Here is a 12,158-nt window from a genome sequence, read left to right on the forward strand (position 1 = left end):
TTCAAACGGCTTTGTATGGTGGATTTTACATTAAGTACTTGCTCATTTGAGCGGTGTTGCCGTCTTCAAATTTAATCAAACCGACACAGTTTTTGTGTCCCAACACATACGCACACAACGACATCGGCAATTTTCGCAATAAATGGTTGTAGCACTCTGCCGAGCGATTATAAGCACGGCGTGTATGCAAGACTTCGGTTTCTGCCGCCTCTAGCATCTCAAGCTGATTGCTCAAGCGGGCATCTTCGCGGTGTTTCAATTCGTTGCGCAAATGATTTTGCAACTGGCGCAGCAAAGTGGTGAGTTTGCTCTCGGCTTTGCTTAATGTAATTAATGATTCTTCCGACACCGAGCGTTCCGTCCGTGACAATACCTGCTCGGCTTCTTGGCAGGCTTTGGTTAGATTTTCGTTTAAATCGGTGGCATTGAGCAGATAAAGCTGGGAAGCATCCAAAACATGTTTGGCAGCCTGATGACGGCATGACAAGGAAATTTTTAAGGCCATAAAGGATTCTTGATAGTCTTGTTTGCCGGCAATTAACTTCTGCTTGCAGATAATAACCACGCCGGCCAATAAGACAAGAATCAATAAAATTGCCAGCATTCCCATAGCGTTTCCTTTTTTATTTTATCGTGAGTATGTTTCGCTTATTTTTATGATGCGCAGAGATAATAAAACTGCCTTTATGCTGACATTATAACCCAAAATGAATAAAAATTCCCACTGGTCATAAAAAAAGACCGCTTGAATATCTTCAGACGGCCTTTATTATAACCATAAATATATTTACAAATCTAATGAAACTTCTAAATTATCAATCAAACGCGTGCTGCCCAATCGAGCCGCTGCCAACACCACTAAATGTTTGTCGCCCACACGCGCCACTTCCAAGCTTTCCGCTTGGCGGATTTCAACATAATCCACCACCCAACCGGCTTGATTTAGGTTTTCTATTGCCGTTTGCTCGATTTGCGTATATGCAACATTACCGGACTGCAATTGTCCCGCAGCATTTTGCAATTCGCGGTATAAACGCGGCGCTTCGGCGCGCTCGGTTTCGCTTAAATATTGATTGCGGCTTGATAAAGCCAAGCCGTCGGCGGCACGGCCGGTATTGACCGGCACAATTTCAATATTAAAGTTTAAATCTTCGACAAAACCTTTAATAATCGCCAATTGCTGATAATCTTTCTTACCGAAACAAGCCACATCCGCTTCGACAATATTAAATAATTTGCTCACCACCGTTGCCACACCGCGGAAATGACCGGGGCGGAATTTGCCGCATAATTCGTTTTGCAGATGCGGCGGCTCAACGTTGTAACGCTGCTCGACATTGGGATACAGCTCTTTTTCATCCGGTGCGAACACCACCGCCACGCCTTCATTGGCCAATTTATCGGCATCTTGCTGCAAAGTGCGCGGGTATTTATCAAAATCTTCGCCTTGGCCAAACTGAAGACGGTTCACAAAAATACTGACCACCACATTATCGGCGCGTTTTTTCGCTTCGCGCACCAAAGCCAGATGCCCCTCGTGCAGGTTGCCCATGGTCGGCACAAAAGCCACTTTACCGGCCTGCTTACGCCATTCGCGCAATTCTTTAATGGTATGAATGATTTGCATAATTTGAATAATCCTTAAAGGCGGCAAGGCCGTTTGAAAATAACGGCTCAATTATACGCTTAGCGCAGATGATAACCAAATGCCGGCGATCAAAGCAAATATGCCGCCTGAACTATAATAAGTTTTCAGACGGCATGTTTGTGGTTGATTTACTGATTAATCAGCAAAGGTATGTTCGGGCGCAGGGAAGGTTTGCGCTTTCACTTCATCGACATAGGCTTTTACAGCCGCTTGTATACTGTCTTTGCCCTGAATAAAATTCTTCACAAATCTGGCTGTTTTGCCCGGAAACACGCCCAGCATATCGTGCATCACCAGTACCTGACCGTCGCAATCCACACCTGCACCAATACCGATGGTCGGGCAAACCACGCTTTCGGTCACTTGTTTGGCCAATTGTGCCGGCACGCATTCCATCAACACAATCGCCGCCCCTGCTTCATCATGCGCTTTGGCATCGTTTAACAAAGCCTGCGCCTTATCGCCCCGTCCCTGCACTTTATAACCGCCAAATGCAAACACCGATTGCGGCGTCAAACCGATATGCGCACACACCGGAATACCGCGTATTTGCAGAAATTCAGTGGTTTCCGCCATCCACACCCCGCCTTCCAGCTTCACCATGTGCGCACCGGCCGCCATCAATTCAGCTGCTGCATTAAAGGCTTGCTCTTTGCTTTGCTGATAGGCACCAAAAGGCAAATCACTCACAATCATGGCGTTCTTCGTGCCGCGTGCCACGGCTTCGGTGTGGTAACACATATCGCGCAAACTTACCGGCAGCGTGGAAGTGCGCCCTTGTACGGTCATACCCAAAGAATCCCCCACCAGCAAAACATCCACGCCCGCTTCATCCATCAACGCAGCAAAGCTCGCTTCATAGGCGGTAAGCATGGCAATTTTATTGCCTTCGGCTTTCATTTTTTGCAGTGTGTTCACAGTAATCATGTCGTCTGGTTTTCCCGCCTTGTTCAGACGGCCTTATATAGGTTAAAACGAGGCCATTATAAGGCTTTCGTGTCAAATGTGTGTCAAAAAATAAAAAAAACAGCTTAACCACATTCATGATTAAGCTGTTTGATTTTGGTGCCGGCACCAAGAGTCGAACTCGGGACCCCCTGATTACAAGTCAGGTGCTCTACCAACTGAGCTATACCGGCTTAACTGACTGCATATGCATATAAAGCAATACAGTTTTAAACTGGTGCCGGCACCAAGAGTCGAACTCGGGACCCCCTGATTACAAGTCAGGTGCTCTACCAACTGAGCTATACCGGCTAACGAAGAAAGCATTATGCCTTTAACCCTTGCTATTGACAAGGGCTCTGCCGTGAAAAAAATCTACCCACGCCCAAAATCTTTGATTTTAAATTGAATATACTTTCTCTCATTTCACGCTAATCACATAATAGAAATCCATACGGCCAATTATTCTGTAAAAGTCTCGGCCGTCTGAAAAAGACCGCAAAATCTGTTAAAATAACCGACTTTCCCAATATTTCACGATTCCACCATGCCCCAACACCCCTACCGCCGCCTGCGCGCGCCGCAAGCGCATTTACCCGAAGTCGGTATTTCAGAAGAAGGCAATATCCGCTCGCTGCATTTGGGCAGCCCGACGATTCAAAGCTCAATGAATCTCAATCACCCTGCCGAATTGGTTTTGTCGTATAGTCGCGCCATGATGGGCTGGCTGTTGTTTGCCGAAAATACGCCGCGCCACATTACCCAAATCGGTTTGGGCGGCGGCTCGTTTGCACGCTGGATTGATGCCTACCTGCCCGATACCAAGCAAACCGCCGTCGATATCAATCCTCAAGTGATTGCCGTGGCACGCAGTTTGTTTGAATTGCCGTTTGAAGGTGAAAAATTTGAAATTGTGCAAGCCGACGGTGCGGAATATATTAAGGTGTTCCGCCACAATACCGATGTGATTTTGGTTGATGGTTTCGACGGCGAACAGATTATTGATGATTTGGTGAGCGAACCGTTTTTTGAAAACTGCCGCCAAGCGCTGTCGCCCGACGGTGTATTTGTAACTAATTGGTGGAGCGGCGACAAGCGCTATCAGCGTTTTGTCGAACGATTACTGAAAGTATTCGACGGGCGTGTGTTGGAATTACCGGCAGAAAGTCACGGCAATATGGTAGTGATGGCGTTTCAACGCAGCCCGAAAGAGCAAAATCTCGATAACCTGAAAAAACGCGCCGACAAATTCAGCGAATTATACGATTTGAATTTCAAACGCATGTTGGCCGATTTAAAAGCCCACAATCAAAACAACGGCAAACATTTTTATTTATAACATGAAGGCCGTCTGAACATTTTCAGACGGCCTCCCCTTAATCAAAAGGAAATCATCATGTTGAAACCCGAAGTTATCGCCATTCAAGGCCCGGTCGGCGCGCTCGAAACCATTCACCTGCCTGCCCAAGGCACGGCGCGCGGCGTGGCGGTGGTGAATCACCCCAACCCGCTGCAAGGCGGCACCAACACCAATAAAGTCATTCAAACTGCCGCTAAAGCCCTCACCCAACTTGGTTTTCACTGCTACCTGCCCAACTTGCGCGGCGTGGGCAACAGCGGCGGCAAGCACGACTACGGCAAAGGGGAAACCGATGATTGCATCTGCGTCATCGATTACGCCCGTTCGCAGCATCCGGAATTGGAACAATTTGTGTTGGCCGGTTTCTCGTTCGGCGGTTATGTCGCCAATTTCACCGCACAGGAGCGCGAGCCGGATATGCTGTTGCTGATGGGCGCCGCCCTGCGCCACTACACAGACCGCGCCGAGCCTGAAGCGGCACCGAATCCCAACAAAACCTTAATCATTCACGGTGCGGAAGACGAAGTGGTCGAAATCGGAAAAGTGTTGGCATGGGCCGAACCGCAAGATATTCCGGTGATTGCTATTGCCGGATCTAGCCACTTTTTCCATGGCAAACTGATTGTTTTGCGCGATACCATCAGCCGCTTCGCGCCAATAATTTTGGGGTAAGTTGATATTATGAAGCAGGCCGTCTGAAAACCATTGGGTTTCAGACGGCCTGATATTTTTGTAAAACTCGTAAACTTTTAGAAATCTTTTACACCGTCATTCCCGCGCAGATGGGAATTCAGGCCTATGGGTTTCAGGAATTATGAACTATTACAGTAATTTAAAGTTCTTCGCTCCGGCCTGCGCGGGAATGACAAACATTGTTTTCTTAGCACACATTGAGGTTTCAAATATTCCGTTTTATTTTCAAATGTTTATCCATCATCACGAAACATCTTGCGCCAAACATGCGGATTGACTTGATAATATTTGAAAAACTGCTGCCGAAACGACACCGTATTCTGAAAGCCTGTTTTCTCGGCAATCTGCTCAACGCTCAAACCCGAATTTTCCAACAAATCCAAGCTGCGTTGCAGCCGCTCTTTATGTAGCCATTCGAGAAACGTCATGCCTGTAGCTTTTTTAAAATGACGGGTAAAGGTGCTGCGGCTCATGGAAACGCGTTCGGCCACTTCATCAATATTTTGCGGCTCATGCAAATGGTCTCGCAAATAATCCAACAGCGCATTGATTTGTGTGTCTTTCGTCGATTGCGCCAGCGGCCGCTCGATGAACTGCGCCTGCCCGCCTTCACGATGCGGCGGCACCGCCAGCAAACGCGCAGTCTTATTGGCAGCTTTCGCGCCGTAAAACTTGCGGATAATGTGCAGACAGCAATCTAATGCAGCCGCGGTTCCGGCAGAGGTCATAATATTGCCGTCTTCCACATAAATCGAATTCACATCCAATTTTACTTTTGGGAAACGGCGGCTGAAATCGGCCTCGCCTTTCCAATGCGTCGCCGCTTTTTTGCCGTCTAGCAAACCGGCATAAGCCAAGGCATACGCACCGTAACACAATCCGACAATATAGGCGCCGCGCTGATAGGCCGTCTGAAGTGCGGTCAGTAGTTCCGGTACAGGTTGCGTTTGCTCGTCTTTCCATCCCGGTACCACCACAATATCACATTGCACCATCAAATCCAGACCACCATCAATAGGTGGCTGCATGATTTGATAATGTAACGGCTTGCCTGTGGGGTAACGATTTTCACCTCAAACAAGCCGTCTTCGGCTGCATCTTGAAATGCCATATACGGCACGGAAAAATGAAACGGATTCACTTCAGGATAAAGCAGCAAGGCGATGGTCAGCATAATGAGATTCTTTGATTGAGTTTGACCCGATTGTTATGTTTTTTGAACTGAATGTCAATTTTCAGACGGCCTCATGCTGCGTACAATACGTTTCATCGATTCAATCATCACGTTTAAGGAAAAAATCATGAAACCGAATACCTTGTTTACCGCCGTATTGGCTGCTTCTGCTCTGTTTGCTGCTACACCTGCCATGGCCGAAGTGAGCTATCAGCATATCCGCAACGCCACCGCTAAAATCAATTACGGCGGTACCACTTTTTTGGTTGACCCGTATCTCGCACCTAAAGGCACCTATGCCGGTTTTGCAGGCACGGTCAACAGCCAATTACGTAACCCCCTGAATGCATTGCCGCAATCCACTGCCGACATCATCAAAGGCGTAGATGCAATTGTCGTGACCCACACCCATGACGACCATTGGGACGAAGCGGCGCAAAAAATACTGCCGAAAGATTTGCCGGTATTCGTGCAAAACGCCAACGATGCCAAAATTATCCGTGGTCAAGGTTTTAAAGACGTGCGTGTAGTCGGTCAAAACACCGAGTTCAAAAACGTGCGTTTGAGTAAAACCGGCGGCCAACACGGCAGCGATGAAATGTATGCCAACCCGCAATTAGCAGAAATGTTGGGCGATGCGATGGGTGTCGTGTTTCAAGCCCAAGGTGAGAAAAGCCTGTATGTCATCGGCGATACTTTGTGGAACTACCACGTTGATCACGCTTTAGCGCAATACAAACCGGAAATTATCGTGATGAACACCGGCTTTGCCCGTATGCCTCAATTCAAAGAAGGCATCATCATGGGTACCGAAGATGTAGGCAAAGCCTACCGCGCAGCACCAAACGCGCAAATCATTACCGTACATATGGATGCAGTCAATCATGCCACCATCAGCAGCGATGATATGCGCAAATATGTGAAAGCCAACCGCTTAGGCTCGCACGTGCATGTGCCGAGCAATGGCCAAGTATTGAAATTTTAAGCATTAAATAAACCGGCTGAGACCTTTGCAAAACCCTTTCAAAAGCCAGCAAACTCAACACCCGCATCATTTCCATACAGGTGGAAACCCATCTTAGCATTTATGAAACCTATTTTATTCAATAGTTTGTAATGCTCAAAAATGGATTCCCACCTGCGTGGGAATGGCGTCGGTTCTTTGTGCTGTGGCTTTTCAGGGAGTTTTGCAAAGCCTTGTAAAGGTCAGGCCGTCTGAAAGCTTTCAATTCTCTTGAAAAATGTAGAAAATCCCAGCGTTGTTTACACTTTTGCTTTTTTGCTTGAATACCCATTTGGGGATTTTTGAGTGTTGCCAAGAATGCCGAAAGGCAGCAAAGCCTCATGGTTCTTGATAATGCTCAAAAATCCTAAAACAATCATTTAGGCAAAAAATAAAAGCTGTTTTGCATAAAAGTGTAAGCAACCCGACAATTTCCTACAGTTTTAAAACGACAACACCATTTCATGCCGTCTGAAAATATCCGCCATAAAAAAACGGCTTGATTCATGTTAACATGAATCAAGCCGTTTGCACTAAATAGCGATTATTCAGCGGAAGGCGCTTCCAACAATGCTTTCATAGACAATCGTACGCGACCGCGGTCGTCTACTTCCAAGGCTTTCACTTTCACAGTTTGGCCGACTTGCAAGTAGTCGCTCACGTTTTTCACGCGCTCGTGGGCAATTTGGCTGATGTGTACCAGGCCGTCTTTACCCGGCATGACAGACACAATCGCGCCGACATTGTTGTCCAAGATTTTTATCACAGCACCTTCATACACTTTACCGACTTCCACTTCGGCAGTAATCTGCTCGATGCGGGCTTTCGCAGCTTCGCCGGCTTCTTGTGTGGTTGCTGCGATGGTGATGGTGCCGTCTTCGGCGATGTTGATTTCGGTACCGGTTTCAGCGGTCAGCGCACGAATGGTTTCGCCGCCTTTACCGATGACATCACGGATTTTGTCTTGGTTGATTTTCATGGTGAACAGGCGCGGCGCGTGTGCCGACAATTCTTGCGGGCCGGCCACTGCTTCCTGCATTTGCGCCAAGATGTGCAAACGCGCTTCTTTGGCTTGCGCCAAGGCGATTTGCATGATTTCTTTGGTGATGCCTTGGATTTTGATGTCCATCTGCAGCGCAGTCACGCCTTCGGTGGTACCGGCTACTTTAAAGTCCATATCGCCCAAGTGGTCTTCGTCGCCTAAAATATCGGTCAATACAGCAAATTTGTTGTTGTCCAAAATCAAGCCCATGGCGATGCCGGCAACGTGTGCTTTCAACGGCACACCGGCAGACAACAGGCTCAAGCAGCCGCCGCATACAGAAGCCATTGAAGACGAACCGTTTGATTCGGTGATTTCAGACACCACGCGCATGGTGTAGCTGAAATCTTCCGGCTCAGGCAATACCGCCAACAAAGCGCGTTTGGCCAAGCGGCCGTGACCGATTTCGCGGCGTTTCGGTGCACCGACACGGCCGACCTCACCGGTAGAATACGGCGGGAAGTTGTAATGCAGCATAAAGCGGTCGGTGTATTCGCCGCTCAAAGCGTCGATGATTTGCTCGTCGCGCGCAGTGCCCAAAGTGGCCACAGCCAAGGCTTGGGTTTCGCCACGGGTAAACAAAGCAGAACCGTGGGTGCGCGGCAATACTCCGGTTTGGATGTTCAGCGGGCGCACGGTGCGGGTGTTACGGCCGTCGATGCGCGGTTGGCCGTCCAAAATTTGGCTGCGCACGACATCGGCTTCTAAATGTTTGAAAATGCCTTTAATTTCGTTGGCCGACAAAGTGTCGGTTTCTTCGGTAATGAACGCTTCTTTTACGGCTGCCCAAGCTTCGTCCAATTTGGCCGAACGCGCCTGTTTTGAACGGATTTTGAAAGCTTCACCAATGGCATTACCGGCGATTTCGCGCACTTTAGCCACCAACTCTTGATTGGTTTCCGGCGCTTTCCAATCCCACACTTCAGGATTGACCGCATCGGCAAACTCGTTGATGGCTTGAATGGCCACTTGCATTTGATCGTGGCCGTAAACCACCGCGCCCAACATCACGTCTTCAGGCAGGATATCGGCTTCAGATTCCACCATCAACACGGCTTTTTCAGTGCCCGCCACCACTAAATCCAATTGAGATTCAGCCAATTGCGCTTTAGTCGGGTTCAAAACGTATGCGCCATTCACATAACCCACGCGTGCGGCGCCAATCGGGCCGGCAAACGGTACGCCGCTCAATACCAATGCAGCAGACGCGCCCAGCATAGCAGGAATATCGGAATCGATTTCAGGGTCAACCGATACCACCATCGCCACGATTTGAATGTCGTGGTAGAAGCCTTCCGGGAACAGCGGGCGAATCGGACGGTCAATCAGACGGCTGGTCAGAATTTCTTTTTCGCTTTGTTTGCCCTCGCGCTTGAAAAAGCCACCCGGAATTTTGCCGGCGGCGTAAGTACGCTCTAAGTAATCCACGGTCAACGGAAAGAAATCTTGGCCTTCTTTCACGTCTTTATTGGTGGTTACCGCAACCAATACCACGGTGTCGCCCATGGATACTTTAACGGCCGCAGCAGCTTGACGTGCGATTTCGCCGGTCTCCAAAGTAACGGTTTGATCGCCGTATTGGAAGGTTTTGATGTGTTTATCGAACATGCTTGTCCTTTCGGTGATGCCGCACCGCTAAAACACTAATGATGCACACTAAAGCGTGAATGTGCATGGTTAGGGTTTCAGGCTGATGCGGCGGGTTGATTAATGTTCAGACGGCATTTGAGAGCCGTCCAGTCCGCAATTATAACGGCAAACCGCCACTAAATCTATACAGTCATTTTATTCAAATGACAAAAGGCCGTCTGAAAAACAATTCTTTTTCAGACGGCCTCATCACACACTAACGCGTCAATAAATTCAGCGCTTCTTGATATTTTTCTACGGTTTTTTCGATCACTTCTGTCGGTACTTTCGGCGCCGGCGCTTGTTTGTTCCAACCGCTTTGTTCCAACCAGTCGCGCACAAACTGTTTATCGAATGAAGGCGGATTGGTGCCGACTTGGTATTGGCCGGCCGGCCAGAAGCGGCTTGAATCAGGGGTCAGCACTTCGTCCATCAAGGTTAGCGTGCCGTTTTCATCCAAACCGAATTCAAACTTGGTATCGCAAATTATAATACCGCGTGATTTGGCGTATTCGGCCGCTTCAGTATAAAGCTGAATAGCTTTTGCCCGCACTTCGGCTGCCAACTCTTTGCCGATGATTTGCTCACACTGCTCAAAACTGATGTTTTCATCATGATCACCGACTTCGGCCTTGGTCGATGGGGTAAAAATCACTTCCGGCAGCTGTTGCGCTTCCTGTATACCTTCAGGTAACTTAATGCCGCATACCGTGCCGTTTTTCTGATAATCTTTCCAACCGCTGCCGGCCAAATAACCGCGCACAATCGCTTCAACTTTCACCGGCGAGAGTTTCTTCACCACGACGGCACGCTTTTCCAATGCTTTGGCTTCGTTTTCCGGTAAAACATCGTACACGGTATCGCCGGTAAAATGGTTCGGCATAATATGCGCCAGTTTTTGAAACCAGAAATTAGAAATCTGCGTCAGGATTTCGCCTTTGGTGGGAATCGGGTCATCCAAAATCACGTCAAAAGCCGACAAACGGTCAGAAGCGACCATCAGCATGCATTTGTCGTCGATTTCATATAAGTCACGTACTTTACCTGAATAAATATTTTTCAAACTGATTTCAGACATTTTAATTCCCTGCAACGGTTTATCAGAGATGGGAATTATAGCAAAGAAACTTTTCAGCCGTTTGATTTGTTTGCAAAAAGGCCGTCTGAAAATTTTCAGACGGCTCCTAACGGCAAGTTATTTACTGCACAACGGCATTATACACAAGCTGCCGCTGCCTGTTCTTGAATTTGGGCCAACACCAACGAACCGGTATCGTAACCTGAAACGGCATAAGTTTTGCCATTAGAAAATGTGAAATTCTCGATTTGGTTGTCGGAACCGACAAACCAATCACCGACCAGAATGCTGTCGGTACTGTTTGCGAAGGTAATGCTCAAATCGTCGCCTTCCTTGCGCAGAATCACATTTTCCGCGCATATATCACTACCGAACGATAAGGTGTCCTTACCGCCGTTGTCTTCAATGATGTCGTAACCGTAACCTTTGTCAAAGAAATAGGTATCGTTGCCTTTTCCGCCGATTAACACGTCGTTGCCCGCACCGCCGTCAAGGCGGTCGTTACCGTCTTTGCCTACCAAGCAGTCATCACCACCCAAACCGTAGAGGCTGTTGTCACCAGAATTACCGTTGACGGTATTGTTCAATTCATTGCCGGTGCCGTCTAAATCACCGCTGCCCATCAGATACAGATTTTCCACGTTTTCCGGCAGAGTATAGTCAATCCAACTGCGTACCGTGTCATCACCCGAATCGCTTTCTTCGACAACTTTATCGCATTTGTCGTCAACATAGTACACATCATTGCCTTTGCCGCCGTACATTTTGTCGGCTCCCTTGCCGCCTTGAAGATAGTCGTCACCCGCTAAGCCGTGAATCACATCTTCACCGTCGGTACCCAAAATGGTATCTTTTCCGTCGGTTCCTTCAGTATAGCTTGCTCCGTCTTCAGGTTTCACCACCTGGATAACATTACCCTGATCCGGTTTTTTTACGTTTTCTTCATTGGTTTGGTTGCCATCATCCAAGCACGGCTTGCACTGGCTGCCCTGATCCGGTTTAGGTTCCGGTTTAGGTTCCGGTTTAGGTTCCGGTTTAGGTTCCGGTTTAGGTTCCGGTTTAGGTTCCGGTTTAGGTTCCGGTTTAGGTTCACAGTACGGTTTGGTATTAATCGGTTTATTCGGCTTGCACTGATCCAGCTTCGGTTCCAGCTTCGGTTCATAGTACAGTTTAATATTAATCGGTTTATTCGGCATACAATCGAAGTCAAAAGTATAACGAGTCGTTTTATATGCGGACTTCACCGGAAAAGTATAGGCCGAATAAGCCGAAAACGATTTGATTGAATATGAAGGTGCACAATAGTTGCCAAAGGAAATTTTATAAGTACTTGCCGGCGGACAATAACCTTTGAAACCGTATGATTTTGCCGAAGCACCGAATTTATGGGCAGTTGAAGGGAAACCGCGAGAAAAATAAGTCATGTTATCACTCCCAAAAGATATGAAAATACGGATTTTATCCTAATTAAACGGACAGAAACCCATCTATGATTTTAGTGATATTTATCATTACTATTATTTAAAATAATCGGACGGTATAAAAACATGATAAAGGGAATTCAATTTCATTAAATAAATAATATT

At 47.7% G+C, this 12,158-nt stretch carries 11 protein-coding genes and 2 tRNA genes; 3 read left to right on the forward strand and 10 right to left on the reverse strand.

Going from position 1 to position 12,158, the window contains the following annotated elements; genetic code table 11:
* Nucleotides 1-25 precede the first annotated feature (25 nt).
* From CGZ65_RS07820 to CGZ65_RS07840, 5 genes are all read right to left on the reverse strand, one after another.
* Nucleotides 26-610, reverse strand: coding sequence for a LemA family protein (locus CGZ65_RS07820; RefSeq protein WP_096295440.1), 585 nt, complete (start codon nt 608-610; stop codon nt 26-28).
* Between the two features lie 177 nt (nt 611-787).
* The gene (panC, locus tag CGZ65_RS07825; RefSeq protein ID WP_096296138.1) at nt 788-1,627 is read right to left on the reverse strand and encodes a pantoate--beta-alanine ligase; all 840 of its coding nucleotides are present in this window, start codon (nt 1,625-1,627) and stop codon (nt 788-790) included.
* 156 nt (nt 1,628-1,783) lie between these two features.
* Nucleotides 1,784-2,575, reverse strand: coding sequence for a 3-methyl-2-oxobutanoate hydroxymethyltransferase (gene panB, locus CGZ65_RS07830; RefSeq protein WP_096295441.1), 792 nt, complete (start codon nt 2,573-2,575; stop codon nt 1,784-1,786).
* A gap of 136 nt (nt 2,576-2,711) precedes the next feature.
* A tRNA-Thr gene (locus CGZ65_RS07835) sits at nt 2,712-2,787 on the reverse strand.
* Nucleotides 2,788-2,829: 42 nt separating this feature from the next.
* Nucleotides 2,830-2,905 (reverse strand) — tRNA-Thr (locus CGZ65_RS07840).
* 235 nt (nt 2,906-3,140) lie between these two features.
* On the opposite strand from CGZ65_RS07840, the gene CGZ65_RS07845 reads away from it, so the two are divergent.
* On the forward strand, nt 3,141-3,932 hold the full coding sequence (locus tag CGZ65_RS07845; protein WP_096295442.1) for a polyamine aminopropyltransferase: 792 nt from the start codon (nt 3,141-3,143) through the stop codon (nt 3,930-3,932).
* A 57-nt stretch (nt 3,933-3,989) separates the two neighbouring features.
* The gene (locus CGZ65_RS07850) at nt 3,990-4,625 is read left to right on the forward strand and encodes an alpha/beta hydrolase (protein ID WP_096295443.1); all 636 of its coding nucleotides are present in this window, start codon (nt 3,990-3,992) and stop codon (nt 4,623-4,625) included.
* Nucleotides 4,626-4,879: 254 nt separating this feature from the next.
* Here the strand turns inward: CGZ65_RS07850 and CGZ65_RS07855 are convergent, their stop codons facing one another.
* Nucleotides 4,880-5,674, reverse strand: coding sequence for a GlxA family transcriptional regulator (locus tag CGZ65_RS07855; protein WP_198345253.1), 795 nt, complete (start codon nt 5,672-5,674; stop codon nt 4,880-4,882).
* Entirely contained in the window at nt 5,641-5,820 is a 180-nt protein-coding gene (locus CGZ65_RS13370) for a type 1 glutamine amidotransferase family protein (RefSeq protein ID WP_198345254.1), read from the reverse strand. Before CGZ65_RS13370 ends, CGZ65_RS07855 begins: the two co-directional genes overlap by 34 nt.
* Before the next feature lie 127 nt (nt 5,821-5,947).
* Between CGZ65_RS13370 and CGZ65_RS07860 the strand changes: the two genes are divergently transcribed.
* The gene (locus tag CGZ65_RS07860; protein WP_096295444.1) at nt 5,948-6,805 is read left to right on the forward strand and encodes an MBL fold metallo-hydrolase; all 858 of its coding nucleotides are present in this window, start codon (nt 5,948-5,950) and stop codon (nt 6,803-6,805) included.
* A gap of 562 nt (nt 6,806-7,367) precedes the next feature.
* Here CGZ65_RS07860 and pnp read toward each other — a convergent pair.
* From pnp to CGZ65_RS07875, 3 genes are all read right to left on the reverse strand, one after another.
* The gene (gene pnp, locus CGZ65_RS07865; protein ID WP_096295445.1) at nt 7,368-9,473 is read right to left on the reverse strand and encodes a polyribonucleotide nucleotidyltransferase; all 2,106 of its coding nucleotides are present in this window, start codon (nt 9,471-9,473) and stop codon (nt 7,368-7,370) included.
* 238 nt (nt 9,474-9,711) lie between these two features.
* Nucleotides 9,712-10,572: a phosphoribosylaminoimidazolesuccinocarboxamide synthase gene (locus CGZ65_RS07870; RefSeq protein ID WP_096295446.1), complete on the reverse strand. Its 861-nt coding sequence runs from the start codon at nt 10,570-10,572 to the stop codon at nt 9,712-9,714.
* Nucleotides 10,573-10,709: 137 nt separating this feature from the next.
* Entirely contained in the window at nt 10,710-11,540 is an 831-nt protein-coding gene (locus CGZ65_RS07875) for a calcium-binding protein (RefSeq protein ID WP_232507403.1), read from the reverse strand.
* Nucleotides 11,541-12,158 lie beyond the last annotated feature (618 nt).

This window comes from Neisseria weixii, assembly GCF_002327085.1.
Classification (GTDB): domain Bacteria; phylum Pseudomonadota; class Gammaproteobacteria; order Burkholderiales; family Neisseriaceae; genus Neisseria; species Neisseria weixii.